Origin of the sequence: Rahnella sp. CFA14(1/10), assembly GCF_004195095.1 — a bacterium.
Lineage (GTDB): Bacteria > Pseudomonadota > Gammaproteobacteria > Enterobacterales > Enterobacteriaceae > Rahnella > Rahnella perminowiae.
This window is the reverse complement of the sequence record NZ_SEWS01000015.1, coordinates 82,526-98,116: the sequence shown is the minus strand read 5'-3', so window position 1 is coordinate 98,116 and position 15,591 is coordinate 82,526. Positions and strand designations below refer to the sequence as shown.

At 48.7% G+C, this 15,591-nt stretch carries 19 protein-coding genes; 7 read left to right on the top strand and 12 right to left on the bottom strand.

What is annotated here, in order from left to right; translation table 11 throughout:
* Positions 1-394: 394 nt before the first annotated feature.
* A complete protein-coding gene (locus EVX52_RS23665) occupies positions 395-1,345 on the bottom strand; it encodes a LysR family transcriptional regulator (RefSeq protein ID WP_129992246.1) in 951 nt (316 codons plus the stop codon).
* A gap of 91 nt (positions 1,346-1,436) precedes the next feature.
* On the opposite strand from EVX52_RS23665, the gene EVX52_RS23660 reads away from it, so the two are divergent.
* From EVX52_RS23660 to EVX52_RS23645, 4 genes are all read left to right on the top strand, one after another.
* Positions 1,437-1,913 carry a nuclear transport factor 2 family protein gene (locus tag EVX52_RS23660; RefSeq protein ID WP_240783494.1) on the top strand — a complete coding sequence of 159 codons (477 nt, stop codon included), beginning with the start codon at positions 1,437-1,439 and terminating at the stop codon, positions 1,911-1,913.
* 621 nt (positions 1,914-2,534) lie between these two features.
* Positions 2,535-3,170 (top strand): AAA family ATPase, encoded by a 636-nt coding sequence (locus EVX52_RS23655; protein ID WP_129955455.1) that lies wholly within the window; start codon positions 2,535-2,537, stop codon positions 3,168-3,170.
* Positions 3,170-3,445 carry a ribbon-helix-helix protein, CopG family gene (locus EVX52_RS23650; RefSeq protein WP_014333818.1) on the top strand — a complete coding sequence of 92 codons (276 nt, stop codon included), beginning with the start codon at positions 3,170-3,172 and terminating at the stop codon, positions 3,443-3,445. The genes EVX52_RS23655 and EVX52_RS23650 overlap by 1 nt, the downstream gene beginning before the upstream one ends.
* 1,605 nt (positions 3,446-5,050) lie before the next feature.
* Positions 5,051-5,614: a hypothetical protein gene (locus tag EVX52_RS23645; RefSeq protein WP_165385199.1), complete on the top strand. Its 564-nt coding sequence runs from the start codon at positions 5,051-5,053 to the stop codon at positions 5,612-5,614.
* A 101-nt stretch (positions 5,615-5,715) separates the two neighbouring features.
* Here EVX52_RS23645 and EVX52_RS23640 read toward each other — a convergent pair whose 3' ends face one another.
* Complete coding sequence (locus EVX52_RS23640; protein WP_129992251.1) at positions 5,716-6,282, bottom strand: TetR/AcrR family transcriptional regulator; 567 nt, start codon at positions 6,280-6,282, stop codon at positions 5,716-5,718.
* Positions 6,283-6,465: 183 nt separating this feature from the next.
* Here EVX52_RS23640 and EVX52_RS23635 point away from each other — a divergent pair, with 183 nt between their 5' ends.
* Entirely contained in the window at positions 6,466-7,131 is a 666-nt protein-coding gene (locus EVX52_RS23635; RefSeq protein WP_129992245.1) for a glutathione S-transferase, read from the top strand.
* A gap of 2 nt (positions 7,132-7,133) precedes the next feature.
* Here the strand turns inward: EVX52_RS23635 and EVX52_RS23630 are convergent, their stop codons facing one another.
* From EVX52_RS23630 to EVX52_RS25795, 5 genes are all read right to left on the bottom strand, one after another.
* Positions 7,134-7,844 (bottom strand): helix-turn-helix transcriptional regulator, encoded by a 711-nt coding sequence (locus EVX52_RS23630; RefSeq protein ID WP_129992244.1) that lies wholly within the window; start codon positions 7,842-7,844, stop codon positions 7,134-7,136.
* Positions 7,841-8,233 (bottom strand): amino acid-binding protein, encoded by a 393-nt coding sequence (locus EVX52_RS23625; RefSeq protein ID WP_129955459.1) that lies wholly within the window; start codon positions 8,231-8,233, stop codon positions 7,841-7,843. The genes EVX52_RS23630 and EVX52_RS23625 overlap by 4 nt, the downstream gene beginning before the upstream one ends.
* Positions 8,226-8,549, bottom strand: coding sequence for an antibiotic biosynthesis monooxygenase (locus tag EVX52_RS23620; RefSeq protein ID WP_129955460.1), 324 nt, complete (start codon positions 8,547-8,549; stop codon positions 8,226-8,228). The genes EVX52_RS23625 and EVX52_RS23620 overlap by 8 nt, the downstream gene beginning before the upstream one ends.
* A 103-nt stretch (positions 8,550-8,652) precedes the next feature.
* The gene (locus EVX52_RS23615) at positions 8,653-9,441 is read right to left on the bottom strand and encodes an alpha/beta fold hydrolase (protein ID WP_129992243.1); all 789 of its coding nucleotides are present in this window, start codon (positions 9,439-9,441) and stop codon (positions 8,653-8,655) included.
* Between the two features lie 121 nt (positions 9,442-9,562).
* Entirely contained in the window at positions 9,563-9,646 is an 84-nt protein-coding gene (locus EVX52_RS25795) for a DUF6434 domain-containing protein (protein ID WP_370278370.1), read from the bottom strand.
* A gap of 65 nt (positions 9,647-9,711) precedes the next feature.
* Here EVX52_RS25795 and EVX52_RS23610 point away from each other — a divergent pair, with 65 nt between their 5' ends.
* A complete protein-coding gene (locus tag EVX52_RS23610) occupies positions 9,712-10,335 on the top strand; it encodes a pyridoxamine 5'-phosphate oxidase family protein (RefSeq protein ID WP_129992242.1) in 624 nt (207 codons plus the stop codon).
* A gap of 170 nt (positions 10,336-10,505) precedes the next feature.
* Here the strand turns inward: EVX52_RS23610 and EVX52_RS23605 are convergent, their stop codons facing one another.
* The 4 genes from EVX52_RS23605 to EVX52_RS23590 all read right to left on the bottom strand — a co-directional run bounded on the left by EVX52_RS23605 (position 10,506) and on the right by EVX52_RS23590 (position 13,542).
* A complete protein-coding gene (locus tag EVX52_RS23605) occupies positions 10,506-11,246 on the bottom strand; it encodes an SDR family oxidoreductase (protein ID WP_129955463.1) in 741 nt (246 codons plus the stop codon).
* A gap of 321 nt (positions 11,247-11,567) precedes the next feature.
* Positions 11,568-12,332 (bottom strand): NADPH-dependent F420 reductase, encoded by a 765-nt coding sequence (locus EVX52_RS23600; protein WP_129955464.1) that lies wholly within the window; start codon positions 12,330-12,332, stop codon positions 11,568-11,570.
* A gap of 16 nt (positions 12,333-12,348) precedes the next feature.
* Entirely contained in the window at positions 12,349-13,083 is a 735-nt protein-coding gene (locus tag EVX52_RS23595; RefSeq protein WP_129992241.1) for an NADPH-dependent F420 reductase, read from the bottom strand.
* A gap of 27 nt (positions 13,084-13,110) precedes the next feature.
* Positions 13,111-13,542, bottom strand: coding sequence for a MarR family winged helix-turn-helix transcriptional regulator (locus EVX52_RS23590; protein WP_238483234.1), 432 nt, complete (start codon positions 13,540-13,542; stop codon positions 13,111-13,113).
* A 350-nt stretch (positions 13,543-13,892) separates the two neighbouring features.
* On the opposite strand from EVX52_RS23590, the gene EVX52_RS23585 reads away from it, so the two are divergent.
* Complete coding sequence (locus EVX52_RS23585; RefSeq protein WP_240783493.1) at positions 13,893-14,339, top strand: hypothetical protein; 447 nt, start codon at positions 13,893-13,895, stop codon at positions 14,337-14,339.
* 212 nt (positions 14,340-14,551) lie between these two features.
* Here the strand turns inward: EVX52_RS23585 and EVX52_RS23580 are convergent, their stop codons facing one another.
* Positions 14,552-15,535, bottom strand: a complete 984-nt coding sequence (locus tag EVX52_RS23580) for an NADPH:quinone reductase (protein ID WP_129992240.1) — start codon at positions 15,533-15,535, stop codon at positions 14,552-14,554.
* Positions 15,536-15,591 lie beyond the last annotated feature (56 nt).

The window sequence follows — 15,591 nt, the reverse complement described above, 5'->3', positions numbered from 1 at the left end:
TAGGTTAGTACTTGCTTACATTTTCCACTTCACCTCTATTTACTCTTTACAGTGGTTAATGCTCTCCATAGTGGTTTTACTCACTTTAGTGGATGTTACTCTCTGCAGTGGTTGCTTCTCACTACAGTGTTTTCAGATTTCGTGTAAGTTCTTTTGCTCACTCTAGTGGTTAATGCTCTCTATAGTAGATATTATTAATGTCTGAGTTTTTAGCGGATTAAAGTGTCTTGGAAGAGGTTTGAGACAGTGTCACTTTTACCGTGGTACTTTTAAGACCACTTTTCTGAGGTCTGCTTAGCTGGCTGAGGAATGACCCTACCCCCGATAATCTACACCCCTTCAGAAACAGAATTCCGGCCTTTACGCGGAGATTGTACAGATGGAAAGTCAGGTTTCAGATGGGAGAACGCTCACTCTTCCGCTTTGGGTCATTCATCGGAGTGACCAAATAATCGCAGAAATTGGTGTGCATAAAGTCTACGAAGGCGCGCACCTTTGGCGTAATTTTTCGGTTGCTGGGCCACATTATATGAATAGTATTAGCATCCGTTACGTAGGCATCCAGCAAGGTTTTCAGGCGTCCTTCAGCGACCGGAGTTCTGACAGAGAAATCGGGCACACATGCGATCCCGCGCCCGGCAAGAGTCATATAAAGCAACGCGTCCAGGCTATTGCATACCATCGACAAGGGCAGCGATGATATTGCTGCTGTACCGGCGGTGTGTTCGAGTGGCCACTGGTATATTTTGCCAGTGGGCGTCCAACGATAGTGCAGGCATGCATGATTCAAAAGATCGTCCGGTTTTGTGGGGATACCTTTTTCTTTCAAATATGACGGTGCGGCGACAAGGCAGGCTCGATAGGGTCCCAGCGGGCGGGATACCAGACGTGAATCGCGAAGCGAGTTCCCCCGAATTACCACATCAAATCCTTCATCGACCACATCAACAAGTCGATCGGTGAAATCCAGATCGAGTTCAATCTCGGGATAGCGCGCCATGAATGCTGAGAGGACGGGCAGCGGCAACCCTGCTGAAAGTGCCAGACCCACCCTTAGTCGTCCGCGTGGGTGTTGTGTCATTGCGCTGAGTTCATCTTCCGCTGCCTGGATTTCACCAAAAATGCGTCCGCACCTTTCGAGAAACATCTCTCCTTCTGAGGTAAGGCGGACGCTACGTGTGCTGCGCTGGAAAAGCCGCACGCCAACACGCTCTTCAAGCCGGGAAATACTTTTACTGACTGCGGACGCAGAAATGCCAAGGTTTCGCCCCGCTTCGGCAAAGCTCCGTGTCCTCGCTGTTTGAACAAACACCTCCAGCCCTCCCAGTGCGCTGAAACTATCCACAATCTCCTCCCGAAAATTTCATTACTGACATTTTTGTCATATCTGAAATGAACTTTACCCCGCTTAATGACGCACGATCAATGGCGTTAGGATGAACCTGAAAGGTGCCTGGTCTCTTACCAGGCACTGGCTGAAATTCACTAATGGGGAGAATTTTTTCATGGTCACCACTGAGCATCTCGATGCGTATCTCAACGCTATGGGCAATCGTCACGTTGAAGGGCTCGAGGCCTATATGGCGGATAATGTCATACTTCGCAGCCCGATTGTTCCTGTTCCATTTGAAGGAAAAGAACTTGTTTTTCAGATAGTTTCCCGGCTTCTTGAGACCATCGATGACTTTGAGCTGAAGCTCCTTTTGCGTGACGGAGCAGACTTTGTGGCAGTGTTCACCATCAAGTTTGGTGACCATATTATTGACGGCATGGACCACATGCATTTAGACGATATGGGCTTTATTGACAACATGACTGTGGCATGGCGCCCACTTGCGTCAGTTGTCGCAGTGCAGCAAAAACTTGCTCCGAAACTGGGAGGCAAGCCGATGCAGCTGGTTCCTTTGGAATAATCAGGTTTAAACGTTAACAATGACAGTAGAATCGTAGCCTCAACTGCGCGCAGGAATGGCATTGCAACCGGTCAATCCTGCTGTCTGCGTTGCAAACCGCAGAATTCTACTTTAGCGATCTTTAGTTGCCGGTCTGACTATATCTGGCACAGCCGGCAATGACGTGTGTCACTTTGAATTTAAACATGAACAGGGCGACCGCCGCGGCAAGTGCAATTACTGCCGCAACCCAGTCTGTTCTCCCTCAAAACTCCTTGGCCACAGTACGTGATATCTGCCGGCCGGATCGCCGAAGCTGATGAACCCCCGTTTCAACCAGAATAAGAAGGCTTCCCAAAACTGACCGGATGCGCAGGCGCCACTGTCATCATAAGTGGCGGGCTTTTATTCATGAATTCTAATCCCGCTTGTTATGACTGAGGATTGAAAATATTATAAGTATTTGTTTTTAAATAATTAACCTGAGATTATTTTGAGTTACGTTGTCACTTTTAATGAGCGCTAGATTTGTTAAAGTGAAAAAGTATTACTTCATAAATATTAATTAGTTAATATTACTTCACATTTAGCTTTTATGCGTTATTATTTAGGAAATGCTATTTTCGATATCACAGGTGACAAATGATCACGATTATTGGATGCAATAAAGGTGGGGCAGCCAAAACCACTACTGCTATTAATCTGGCTGTAGGCCTGGCCCTTCGTGGCGAAGATGTATGTCTCGTCGATGCTGACGTTCAGCGTTCAGCTTCAAGGTGGTATGCAGAACGTGAAGCTGCGGGAATTAGCCCATCCATTACCCTGATTGAAAAACGAGATAACATTTCTCAAACGCTAAGAAGCCTTGATGAAAAATTTGCTCATGTCATCGTTGATGTTGCTGGTCGCAATAGCCGTGAGCTAATCACCGGAGGCACGGTCGCACATCAGATTATCGCCCCACATCAATGCTCACAGTTAGATCTTGATACTATGGTTGAATTGCAGCAGCAGCTGGAAAGTATGCGAGATCTCAATCCCGAGCTTAAGGCGTACTGCTATCAAAGTATGGCAACCACGAACCCGCTGTTGCAGGGCAATGAACGACATGAGTTTCTTGAATATGTTCGCGAGTTTGAAGGGCTCATTCCTTTGACTGCCACCGCATGTTACCGAAAGGTTTACCGCGATGTGATGTCCGAAGGTAAATCTGTACTGGAAACAACTAATGAAAAAGCCAAGGCAGAAGTGCTGGCATTGATGAATGAGGTATTTTAATGGCTCTAAAAAAACCCCCTTTTTCAAATCGTCGTGTTGTTACGGAAGCTGAGGCTGACGCGCTGGCTAACAGACTGGCTGACCGCCCCTACGGTGACGAAAAGGTTGTGGAACCGGCTCAGGAAATCCTGACCAGGACAACCATCTCAATACCTCAGAATACGTTGCGCGAGATTGAAGATCTTGCTCTCCATAATAAGCGTATCGGTGTAGCCCCAAAAAGCGTCAGCGCAATCATTCGCGACGCATTGGAAGCCTACCTAAAAAAGGTTTGATATCTTAATGGCATGGGCAGTTATGTATGATGCTGCCACTGCCAGGTTTGCAGGTAAAATTAGCTCTTTTAAAATTTCCCACCATTCTACAACTCCCCTCCCCCACCTGAAGTTACCGACCAACACAGCTTTATCGTTGTGGTAACTCTCTGTTTTTATTTTAAAATTCTGAAATTTGTTTCATAAGGTCTGCCATTCACTACCCTACTTATGATGTAATAAGTATTACTTAGTAACTATGCAAAAATCTGTTTTTAATCGCTCATTACCCTATGAAGTTTGGTCCCTCGAAACTGCGTTTGTTGTTGAAGTTGTAACCTGATTTTACGCTAATAAATAATAAGTATGAAATGTTAAGTATGCTATTTCTGAAAGGCCAGGCTCCCTTTAATCTTCAAATGATTCCGATTATTAAATAATATGTATGAAGTATGAAAACTACACCTCATACCTCACACCTCATAAAGTTTAAATGATGAGTTTTTTGGGCGCAAGGTTGAGACATGGCGGATTAGGAGTCATCGCGGTGAAATGACTTAATTCAGGAACTGCGTGGGGTGAGTTCACTTTTCAAGAACAGAGGATAGCTGATCAATGTAATGGCCGTGTAGGGTATTATTTCATACTTATGAATGCATAATTATTACTTATTAGACGTTGTAAATGAATGTTGAATTAACATAAATTTCAGGTGCATTGATATGGCAGCTCCAGACTGAACTGCTGGCCCTTTAGAAAGGGGAGTGAGAATAATAAGTAATATTTACTCCTTTTTAAGTGTTAAGTGTTAAGTGTTAAGTATTAACTCACAACTCACTCTTGACGATTCCTGCCACCTCTAACGTAATAAATATGAGTTCATATCTAATAAGTTATAAGAAACGATAAATCAATATCAGGTGTGATTTCACACTTCACACTTAATGTTTCATATTTCATGTTTAACCATTCATACTTAACACATAATCATCCAATATGAATGCTGACCTGTGCCCAGATTTATTCACAGAAACAGCGGGTAAGGCTTTGGAACAAAAATGGGTAATAATTTTTTGTTTAACCTGGTAACCCGATCCCGAAATCCTGCTCCATTTTTTCAGTAAGCAGGGTCTGGCGCCGCGTCGCCAGTGTCTACGTCGTAACAAATCAGCACAGCTGTGACCGCCTCAGCCTCAGGGTTTATATCCTCATCATGTCTGAACCACACCAATACAGAGTTGCATAAAAACTTTTTTGTTCATGATTCGTGAACAAACATCAGGCGTGAACAAATGAAGCCTTAACGACTTGTCACAAAAGCTGCCGAAAATATGCCCTAAGGCATCAGATTAGATTATGAACTTACTGAAGGGGAGGGCGGTACTGATGGAAGCGCCACACTGACTACCTCATATGGGCAGAAAACACATTTTACTCTGGAAGTAAAAACGGTCCACCGAATGGAGACCCTTTCTGGCGTTGAAAGACGGACTCTCACGCCAGTCAATAGTTTGCCGGTGTTGCTTATTTGAATCGGCTTTCCCCGGCGCGGAGGGATTACTGCTCGCAAAACCGCATTAACTTTATCGACAGCGCCGGAAATGCGCGCATTGATGTGCCGGGACTTTGCATCATCATCCAGGGAAAGCAGGAAGAAAAAAAGGTTACTGCAGCAGGAGGGGTATTCCCTGCTGGGGTCATGAAACTTTTGTTTGTTGTGCTTTCCGAACTATCTGCGGCGCTCAGGGTATTCATTACTTTATTGCGGGTGCAACGGCGCGCGAAATCCTGCTTCACCATGTGTATGGGAGAGCCATCGGCCGCCGTACCCGTGATATTGATTTCGCAGTTTTTGTTCAGGAGTGGCAACTGTTTGACGACCTGAAGCAAGCATTAACTGCAGCGGGTGCAAACACGATAAAAGGGAATGCCCATCGTCAAGTACTGGAGGATATTGAACTCGACATCATTCCTTTTGGCGGCGTTGCTGAGGCAAATAAAATTGCCGGGCCACCAGACCGGGAAGTTGTAATGGCGGTTGATGGTTTTGAGGAAGCATTCAGGCATACGGTATTGATAACAATGCAATCTGGTGAAGAGATCCCTTTCTGCTCAGTGCCTGGTCTCGCGCTGGAGCAGCCACTCGCCTTTGTCGACGAGGTGCGCGCCACGTTCGCCAGGCTGCGTTAGCCTTAACCGGAATGGCCAGCGATCGATGTTATTTTCACTGCAGGTTGAAACACCGGGAGAGACGCGGGCGTTCTATTTCCTGATGCGTGGCTGTGACCCGTCTAGATGATGGGTATCAGTCCTGTCTGCTGATAAGTCATCATCAGTTCATCAAACAGTTCAGTGTTCTTATGGATCCGTGCAATCAGTTGCGCGCCCGCGACGGCTGTATAAATAGCGAGGGCCTGTTTTTTGTAATCCTCGGAACTACCTGTACCTTTCTCACTAAGCACCTGGCTCAGCCACGCGACGTTGGCATCAACAAAAGCCTGTACTTCAACCTTAACGTCCTGAGGCAGGTCTTCATATTCAGCGGCCATGAAACTGGATAAACACAGCCTGTTATCATCTTCAAGGGATTGACGGAAAATAGCAGGATAACGCTTTAAGGCTTCGCCGGCACTGGCACTTGTGCTGCGTATGGTCTCAAGGTGCTGAGCGGTATCCTGCCAGTATCGGTGGGCAACCGCAGCGCCAAGGCTTGCCTTGCTGTCAAAGTGGTAATAGATACTGGCATTTTTGATACCCACTGCCGATGCAATACTGCGAAAGTTTATCCCGTTATATCCGTGCTTCTGAGCCGCATGTTTCGCCTCAGCCAATATTGCTTCCCGTGCATTTACACTCATCATCGCCTCTTTCTTAAACAAAAATCCATGTCATCACTATACACCTGTCGCCTTAGCCTGCCAACTGACAGGCAGGTGTTGGCACTCACAAAATATAGGTCCAATATTAAACTACCAATTGACAGGTAGATATTGGCTATGACTTATCCACTCACATTAACTGGCGTTAAGGAACTTCCTCCGATGAAAATCTATGACTGGTATGACGGACCGTATCCTGCACGTGTGCGCATTGCGCTTGCAGAAAAAGGATGGCTGTCAAAGACAGAATTTGTCCCGATCAATTTATGGAAGGGTGAGCATAAAAAAAACGAATTTCTCGCCATTAATTATTCGGGCACGCTGCCTGTTCTGGAGCTTGATGACGGCACGCTGATCGCCGTATGTACAGCCATCACACAGTATCTGGATGCACTGGACCCGTCATGTGCGCTGACAGGAACAACGCCGGAAGAGAAGGGCATTATTCATATGATGACGAAGCGTGCTGAAATTGAATTCCTTGATGCAGTAAGCGTGTATTTCCATCACGCAACGCCGGGGCTGGGGCCGGAGGTTGAATTGTATCAAAATCCGGAGTGGGGCAACCGGATGTGCGATAAGGCAATCAGAGGGATGTATTATTTTGATCGCGTTCTACAAACGCAGCCTTATGTCGCCGGTGACGCTTTCTCAATGGCGGATATCGCAGTGATCGGAGGGATGATTTTTGCCGCATTAGTGAAACTTCCCGTACCGGCAGACTGCAATGCATTGCGTGAGTGGTATACCAGAATGCAGGCCAGATCATCCGTTCAGCAATGGAAAGCGATGGTTGATGCAGAGCGCGCCTGCAGAGATAGGATGTGAGATCAGGTTAAGTTCAAACCGAACAGGCGATACATTGCACTCTTGCCACTGCCGGTCAGGTGCACCTCGCGATATCCCTGCGTGCGGGTTATCCACCCTTTCTGCAGAAAAAGTGTCATGAGTACCGAGCCAGCATCACCGCCTAAATGGAAGCGTCTTTCGCTCCAGTCGAGGCATGGACAACAAGACTTACGGCGCGGACGTGAATTAAGCACCGCGCCAAGTTTCTCAAAATGTGTTTTGCCGACTGGCGTCAGCGCAGTGCCGTCAGCCTCAATCCATTTTTCCTGCTGCATAAAATCGTAAATTTTTACAGCCAGTTCTCCTGCCAGATGATCGTAACAGGTTCGTGCGTAACGCAGAGATACCGGCGTCCTGGATTGAGGGGAAATGAGGGGATGCATGGACACTCCCATGAGATTCTCCAGTAACCCGGCGATATGATGGCCCGCAAGGCTGTAATACCGGTGGCGCCCCTGAGTCAGACAGATGACCAGCCCGCCGCTGAGAAGTCGGGTAAGATGACCGCTCGTTGTGGATGCAGCAATATCCGCTACCACGCTGAGTTCCGTTGCTGTCCACGCGCGGCCATCCATCAGTGCACACAGAATGCTGACCCTTGATGTGTCAGCGATGGCAGACGCAACCAGTGACATCGATTTCTCTAGCGAATTATCCGGCTCACTGTCATATACGGTTTTCAGAGGGGTCATTCAGGGTGTATTGCCCATTTTTGAGTGACTTTAGCCGCCCGGATATCGTCATCCGTGACCAGAATAAGCCGGTTACTGTGATCGCTGTACTGTACCAGAATGTTAATGCCATTTCGGGCCATTGTGTCAGCTATTTCTCCGAGTTCTCCTGGCCGTTCCTGAGATAATTTCCTTATCAGAGGGCGGCATACGCGGATGACATCAAAGCCGGCATCCGTCAGAACCTTGCGGGCTTTTTCACCGTCTTCAACCAGAAAATGTGCATGTCCGGCTTCAGGCGTCGAAAATACACCACCTCCTTCAAGTCCTACACCGTTTGTACCCAGCACGCGGCCAAGTGAGCCAAGCGAACCTGGGGTATTACTGAGAATGACGTGAATATCATACATGCTGATGTGCTCCCGTATCAGAAGAGTAATCACGGAATACACGGGCAACGCGTATTCGGTAGAATGAGAAAATTGACTGTTTACCTTCTTTCTGCGCTGCCAGATGTATAACATTTTGTTTCCAGCCCGCCACAGATTCCTCATCTTCCCACCATGACAAAGAAAGGATTTTTCCGGGCGTACTCAGACTCTGGAATCGCTCAATAGAGATAAATCCCGGCGTGTCTGATAATAAGGGTTTCAGCTCAGAGGCAAGCTGAAGATACCTTTCCTGAGCCTCTGGCAGGGCGTCTGCCTCAAAAAGCACTGCAATCATTAGTCTGCTCCGTCGTTAATTTCCAGTCAGTTTATTGCCGACAGAAGCCTGATGCTTCGGTCGTCGCCGAAGCATCAATGTGTTGTGAAAAACGATTAATGATTTATATCGATGCCATAATTCCCGCCAATACATCCCCCGGCCTTTCAAGCACGGCCAGATGAGTTCTGGCATTCTCCAAACGTTTCACCTTAAAGAAATCATGCGTTGTAGCGAAACGCTGCTGTAAAGCAAGGTATTCGTCGTTTCTGTCGAGGGAATAGATATGGGTAGCCTTCGGTGGGTTTTTGAGTTTTTCGAGGCGTTGCAGCGGTGAACCGTATTTATGATAGGCACCGGCGATCACCTGACCTGCAAGCCGCCAAAGCTGGTAGCTGGAGCCAGCCATTTCGGTTTTCAGATGGTGGTTCATGATGGGGGAGTCGCTTCCTGCCAGCCAAAATTCGTAAAGATGATCCCGCGCATATTGCCAGCGATCTTCATGCTGCATTTCTTTGATTGAAGTGAAAAACGCCGCCGCAGGCTGATTCATGATCCAATCAAGGAATATCACTGCAGGCACACGTTCTTTTAAACTTTCCACCAAATCTACAGCTATCCAACTGGCATGGGCAACAGAGACAGGTACTACGCGGGACAGGCCGAGATGTTCAATGAGGGTCAACGCGTCTGTTAATAACGCCGCACCGTCAAAATCCTGACCATCGGTCGATGATTTTCCATGACCACGCCAGTCAATAATGACAACACGGAAGAAAACGGCGGCCAGCTCAGAGAAGTCATTGAAGACGGTTTTTGGCTGGCACCAGCCCGGCATCAGGAACAGCGTTGTGTCCCCCGTACCGATATCCTGATAATCGATATCGCCATGCTCTGTATGCAAAATAGGCATGTTTTCGCCCTGTAGTGAAGTGAGTGGATAACTAACCTATCCGATCCTTTATCAATTAAACAAGATATTACTTGTTTAATTGGGGGTGTTTAGCGATAATGACCGGAATTGCCTGCGCCGGTTAATGCGTACGCTGCCATTCATCTGCAATATCTCCCAAGGTTTTTGGAACGTCACTACGTATCCAGGTTATGAAAATAGACATCTAAAAAGCATCAGCGATAACATCTCAGCGTGCATACTGTTTTGAAATCAATGGAGGGGAATAAGATGGCTGACGAAAACATGCTGATTACTGACAGTGATGAGCTTGAGCAACTTTACGGCGCGATAGCTAAACCTTCTTTAACAAAGGTGACTGACCATATTCATCCGGCTTACCGGCCTTTTATTGAGGCTTCGCCATTTGTGGCGCTTGCGACATCAGGACCGGAGGGTCTGGACGTATCACCGCGAGGCGATCCAGCCGGCTTCATTCACATCGAGGACGCTAAAACGATACTTTTGCCCGATCGCCGGGGAAATAACCGTATCGATAGTCTGCGCAATATTTTAAATGACAACCGGGTTGCGCTTCTCTTTTTAATCCCCGGCGTTGGCGAAACATTGCGTATAACCGGGACAGCTGAAATCCGTAAAGACCCGGCTTTGCTTGATCAATTCTCAATCAATAATCAACCCCCTAAAACGGTGTTGCGCATTTCAGTGAACAGCGTTTTCTTTCAGTGCAGCAGGGCAATTATTCGTTCAAAACTTTGGGATCCTGCCACACAAATTGAGCGCCAGACTCTTCCCAGCACAGGCAGTATCCTGAGTATGATTTCGCAGTCAGAAATTGATGGTTTGGCTTACGACGAGGCCTTGCCCGGGCGATTAAAAACCACACTTTACTGATGTTTGCGGAAAGCAGGGCCCGGCAAGGTCAGGGCGGTAGCTGCTGGCAGATGAAAGTCACACCATGATGCTCGGGGGATTCTCTGCTCTGTTCGTTAAGCCCGCTTCAGGCACGAAGCCATCTGAAAGGAGAAACTCAGTCGCCTGTGAGCGGGAAGTGGATTTTAGTATCAATAGTGAACCAGTCCGCCGTCTACCGCATACTGGCTTCCGGTTACGTAAGACGCATCATCGGAGAGCAGGAAAAGCGCGACAGCGGCAGCTTCATCAGCTGTACCGGCTCGTCCGAGAGGCACCTGGTTTACCACAAACTCCTCAAACTGTTGCCGCGATTCATCGGGCATAAAGTGCCTGAAATTAGTCTCGATGGGCCCGGGTACCAGTGTGTTGGCGCGAATGTTGCGCGTAGCAAGCGAGGCGGCCCAGCTTTTTACCATGGCGACAACGGCACCTTTGGTTGCCGCATACAGGCTCGTCATTGCCGCGCCTTCATAGACCGAAGACGACGCGGTGACCAACACAGATGCGCCGGGATTCAGCCTTTGGGAAAGTGATGCAAGCTGGAGCATTGGCCCGCGAACATTGGCATTCATCATGCGGTTAAAGGCGTCAGCTGTCACAGATTCAGGGGCACCCACTTCCGCGTAACCTGCATTCAGCCATAATCCGTCAAGTTGTCCCCAACTGCTGACAGCCGTTGCGAGCGCATTAATATCAGCCTCACTGGCTGCATCACTTTTCAGGATCAGTGCAGTGTCCGGTAATAACTTGCGGGCTTGTGCCAGACGTTCTTCACTGAGTCCCGTGATGGCAACTTGCCCACCTTCTTTTACAATGCGCAGCGCACCCGCCAGCCCTATGCCACTGGTACCCCCCGTGATAAGAATACGTTTACCGTGAAATCTGCCCATAACCACTCCTTTTTTATTCTTAAAATCGTCGCTTACCTTACGAAACTTACACACATCCGTCTTCTGTTCAACGATGCCGTGGTGAAGTGATGGATGACCTGCCAGGATCAACCTGGCCGGGATCTTAAAAAGTGCAGGGAACTAAAACGGGTGTGCTTACAGGTTCACCTCTGGCACGGAGCGGACAATATAATCGTCCGCTGTGAGCGAAAAAAGGACGTATGCTTTCTCGCTCATATATCGATAAATGGAACAGGGCTTAATGAGAAATGGTGATATTCCAGAGCAGATTTTAGTGCAGTCAGTGATACGGCTTGCGGATTACATAAAAAGAGCCCGGTGTAAGCGAACAATATAATCTGCATTCGGATTGGATCGTTTATCGCCCATTCGTTCCTGAATTGCCTGCACAGCAATATCCCGACGCGCGGGCAGCCGTGATTTTTCCGTTGCGGCGAGCGCCAACTTCATTTCATTGTATGTGAGATCCGTACAGTAGCAGGGCGCGCCCGGCTGTTGACGCCATGACTCCTCAAGCGTGCCCGCATCGAAGGCGTCGAACCCTGTTTCATTGACAAGACTCATAACCACTTTTTTGTGCTCTTCGATATTCCCCGCCACAGGAATTGAAATACGTACTGCCGTTGCTTCTGCTGTACCTTTTGTCGCGAGAGAATCTGACCCTATTGCATTCCACACCTTTACCAGAGGGCGGTTCAGGAGATGCGCCACCCACAGGCTTTCGACCTGACCATCTGAGAACGTATCAATGTTGCCGTCGCGATGGGGATAATAGTTTGACGTATCAGCAACGATAACATGCTGGGGTAACTTTCTTATCAGAGGGGCGATATCCACAAGCTTCGCCATAGGTATGGACAGAATAACAACCTGCGCATTTTGCATGGCGCTGGCAGCATCGGCCGCTTCAGCACCCGTTGCAAGCACGTCGGGGGCTATCGTTTCAGGGCCGCGTGAATTTGCAACCTTAACGGAGTGACCGGCAGATGCGAGACTGCGCGCAAGCGTTTTACCGATATGGCCTGTTCCCAGGACAGCAATGCGGTACTTTTCATTATTAGTCATAAAGTTACCTTTTGAATCAGGCCGTTACTTCACGGTTACGTTTGACGATAGCATCATGAGTGAGTTGAGCGCCTGCAGATGTGAATTCCTCGATTAGCGCATCTCTGTTCAATGGAGCGCGGGTTTTATTCGCTGCCTGCAGGGCCGCTTCAAGCTCTCCTGCTTTCAGCTCAGTGCAATAGGCTGGCGTGCCGGGCTGTTGCCGCCATGATTCGCTGAGCGTACCGGCGTCAACGGCATCGAAACCGGTCTGACTCACCAGTTCCAGCGCAACAGATTTTGCTGCCAGATTATCGCCGGCAACCGGAATAGCGATACGGGACGGAGAACCGGCCGCCAGCCCTTTATCTTTCAGCGTCTCGGCCAGAACAGCGTTCCAGGCTTTGACAAGAGGGCGCCTGACTATTTCACTGGCGTACACGCTTTCAGGTTTGCCTTCACGGATTTTTTCAATGTCTCCGTCGCGGAAGGGGTAGTAATTAGACGTATCAATGACAATTACGCTTTCCGGAATGTTGTGCAGGAGTTCAGCCAGTTCAGCATGCTTGTCAAAAGGTATGGAGAGGATGATAACCTCCACATCGCGTACTGCCTCCTGGCGCTCAACCGCCACTGCGCCTGCCTTGCGTGCCAGCTCTGAAATCGTTTCCGGGCCTCTTGAATTCGCAAGTTTGACCGTATGACCTTGCTCAGAGAGCTTATGTGCCAGCGTCGCACCAATATTTCCTGCGCCAATAATGCCTATTTTCATACCAGTACCTTTTATCTGCGTGGGGGGTTAGCGGTTATCAGCAGGATGGGCAAAATTATTCAGGGTATCTCGTAACTCCTCGAGCTTTGCATCCGATAACTGACAGGCTGATTTGATTCTTTCGGTCACGCGCCACAGCTCGTTTTGCAAAGCGCGTCCGTTATCCGTAAGGGTAATGAGCACCCGCCTTTCGTCCGCGCGGTCCCGCGTGCGGAGTATGCGACCGGCGGATTCAAGCCGTTTAAGAATGGGCGTAATGGTGCCGGTATCCATGCCGAGCTTATTACCGATCTCACCCACGGTGCGTGGTGTGCCGTTAAACAACTCCAGCATGACCAGATACTGCGGAAAGGTAAGCCCCAGTGGGTCCAGGAATGGCTTATGTAACCGGTTCATGCGGTTCGCCGCACCGTAGAGCGCAAAAGAAAGTTGTGTTCCTGTTTCCTGTCGCGACTGCATATTCATACTCCAGTCTCTTATCTTGTTGTTGATTATCTTGCGCACAAGATAAAGCATATAGTAACCCTTTCGTCAGTTAAAGAGTGATGAATGAGTAATTCGTGCGCTATTACAATGACCATAAATCAGGGAAGAAGGCTCAAGGCTGACGGGGTGCTATAGCTCTGCGTGATTCGAACAGGCCCGCCTTTGGTACGGAGCGGCTTGGTCCGAGGGACATGTCGTCTGCTAAGAACGAGAAACGGAAGTACGAAATCGTTCTGACTACCGGGGGCGTATTTCAAAACATCCCGTGTGTTAATCAACGGGGGAGCAGATCAAAGAGGGAAAATTGATCCGAATATCTGGTCATGCCGCAGGAGGCAGTGACGCGCTTCAGCGAGCTGGGGGAAATTCTTGAAACTGGCCTGCCGCTGTTGCCGCAAAAGATCCTTGCGCAGTTTCTCAGCGAAGGGCACTTCTACCGCCATCTTAAAAAAATGCGCATTCTCTATCAGCAGCGTCGTCGCATAATGCTTGAGTCTATTGAGACGAGCTTTCCGGGGCTGTCTGGATTTGAGCTGACCGATGGCGGCATGCACATTGTTACTTTGCTGCAGCGTGGCATTCAGGACAATGCGCTGGCCGTGCTATGGAGGCAGCACGAGCTCTACGTGCGGCCTCTCTCCAGCGGGTATGCGCAGACTCAGAAGCGTTACGGGCTGGTGATTGGCTATACCGATATCCGATCGTTTGAACAGGCGCAGCAAATCTTACAGCGTGTGGCAGACGAGACCCGTGCGTTGATGCAGTCGTAACGGTACATCTTTTACAGATGTGGTATGCGATGCGCCACCAGTCGCGTGGGTGTCCTGTGCAGACGGATACGATTTCCTTTTTCGGAAAAAGCAGCCATAGAAAACTTTACTGCGGCAGTTAATTGAGGGATTTCAGGGCGATTTCGCTCACCGTAATCCTTCAGGCTTACCTGTTACTGAATAACCTCGCGTTGCACTAATTATTGAGCCGGTCAGAGGTGTACGAGGACCTTGCCGATGACTTCAGAAGATTCTACAGCGTTGTGAGCATCCGCTATTTGCTCAAGAGGCAGATTTAAGCCTATTACGGGTGAATAGTTCCCCGTTTCAAGGCAGGCATTAATATCTGCTGCGCTGGCTTGTTTCAGTTCACGAGGCACGTTGTATATATACACAAAGCGGAGTACACAACCGTGCGTCATGGCCTTAAGAAGTGGGACGGAAATTTCTTCTGTTGCGCGACTTGTTGCATAAGCGCTGATGACACCTCCCTGAGACAAACAAGCCAGATTGGTATCAAAATTCTCTTTCAAAGCCACATCGACAATATAATTAACCCCGAGGTTCTCAGTATTTGCCAAAATAGTACGTGCCACATCGTCAGTTGTACGGTTGAGCACCAAATCTGCACCATGAGTCCTCGCTATTTCTGCCTGTTTTGCATTGCTCACCGTGGTAGCGACCCATGCCCCCGCCCATTTTGCTAATGATATTGCTGCTGTTCCTACTGCGCCGGCCCCGCCATGAATAAGGACCCGACAGCCTTTCAGATCACCATCGGAAAACAGACAACGGTGGGCTGTGAGTGCGGGGATGCCGAGTGACGCACCTGTTTCAAATGAAACGTTGTCGGGAAGCCTGACGGCCTGATGTGCCGGAACAGCAACAAACTCAGCCGCAGTGCCTGTCGCCCGGCCATATTGCGCCTCATAAAGCCAGACACGTTCACCGAGTCGTTCAGATGATACGTTCCCGCCCACTGCCTCAATCACACCTGCACCATCCTGATGGGGAATGATACGTGGATAGGGCATTTTCGCAGAGAAACCTGTTCTGGCCTTAATGTCCGTCGGATTGATTCCGGAGACAGTAATACGCACGAGCACTTCATCAGGACCTGGTGCCGGTTTGGATACTTCGCCAATTTTCAGCACATCATGAGCATGGCCCTGGGTTTCATAAAACGCAGCTTTCATAATTTATAACCCATTCATTATACGAGTAAAAAAATTCATGGCCATATCAGCCACCT

What these genes read in the sequence shown, in the direction of transcription:
- EVX52_RS23650 (WP_014333818.1), top strand. Translation starts at nt 3,170, where the DNA reads ATGGCTCTAAAAAAACCCCCTTTTTCAAATCGTCGTGTTGTTACGGAA.
- EVX52_RS23615 (WP_129992243.1), bottom strand. Translation starts at nt 9,441, where the DNA reads ATGCCTATTTTGCATACAGAGCATGGCGATATCGATTATCAGGATATC.
- EVX52_RS23605 (WP_129955463.1), bottom strand. Translation starts at nt 11,246, where the DNA reads ATGGGCAGATTTCACGGTAAACGTATTCTTATCACGGGGGGTACCAGT.
- EVX52_RS23620 (WP_129955460.1), bottom strand. Translation starts at nt 8,549, where the DNA reads ATGATTGCAGTGCTTTTTGAGGCAGACGCCCTGCCAGAGGCTCAGGAA.
- EVX52_RS23590 (WP_238483234.1), bottom strand. Translation starts at nt 13,542, where the DNA reads ATGCAGTCGCGACAGGAAACAGGAACACAACTTTCTTTTGCGCTCTAC.
- EVX52_RS23660 (WP_240783494.1), top strand. Translation starts at nt 1,437, where the DNA reads ATGAACCTGAAAGGTGCCTGGTCTCTTACCAGGCACTGGCTGAAATTC.
- EVX52_RS23635 (WP_129992245.1), top strand. Translation starts at nt 6,466, where the DNA reads ATGAAAATCTATGACTGGTATGACGGACCGTATCCTGCACGTGTGCGC.
- EVX52_RS23600 (WP_129955464.1), bottom strand. Translation starts at nt 12,332, where the DNA reads ATGACTAATAATGAAAAGTACCGCATTGCTGTCCTGGGAACAGGCCAT.
- EVX52_RS23595 (WP_129992241.1), bottom strand. Translation starts at nt 13,083, where the DNA reads ATGAAAATAGGCATTATTGGCGCAGGAAATATTGGTGCGACGCTGGCA.
- EVX52_RS23610 (WP_129992242.1), top strand. Translation starts at nt 9,712, where the DNA reads ATGGCTGACGAAAACATGCTGATTACTGACAGTGATGAGCTTGAGCAA.
- EVX52_RS23655 (WP_129955455.1), top strand. Translation starts at nt 2,535, where the DNA reads ATGATCACGATTATTGGATGCAATAAAGGTGGGGCAGCCAAAACCACT.
- EVX52_RS23640 (WP_129992251.1), bottom strand. Translation starts at nt 6,282, where the DNA reads ATGAGTGTAAATGCACGGGAAGCAATATTGGCTGAGGCGAAACATGCG.
- EVX52_RS23630 (WP_129992244.1), bottom strand. Translation starts at nt 7,844, where the DNA reads ATGACCCCTCTGAAAACCGTATATGACAGTGAGCCGGATAATTCGCTA.
- EVX52_RS23625 (WP_129955459.1), bottom strand. Translation starts at nt 8,233, where the DNA reads ATGTATGATATTCACGTCATTCTCAGTAATACCCCAGGTTCGCTTGGC.
- EVX52_RS25795 (WP_370278370.1), bottom strand. Translation starts at nt 9,646, where the DNA reads ATGTCTATTTTCATAACCTGGATACGTAGTGACGTTCCAAAAACCTTG.
- EVX52_RS23580 (WP_129992240.1), bottom strand. Translation starts at nt 15,535, where the DNA reads ATGAAAGCTGCGTTTTATGAAACCCAGGGCCATGCTCATGATGTGCTG.
- EVX52_RS23585 (WP_240783493.1), top strand. Translation starts at nt 13,893, where the DNA reads ATGCCGCAGGAGGCAGTGACGCGCTTCAGCGAGCTGGGGGAAATTCTT.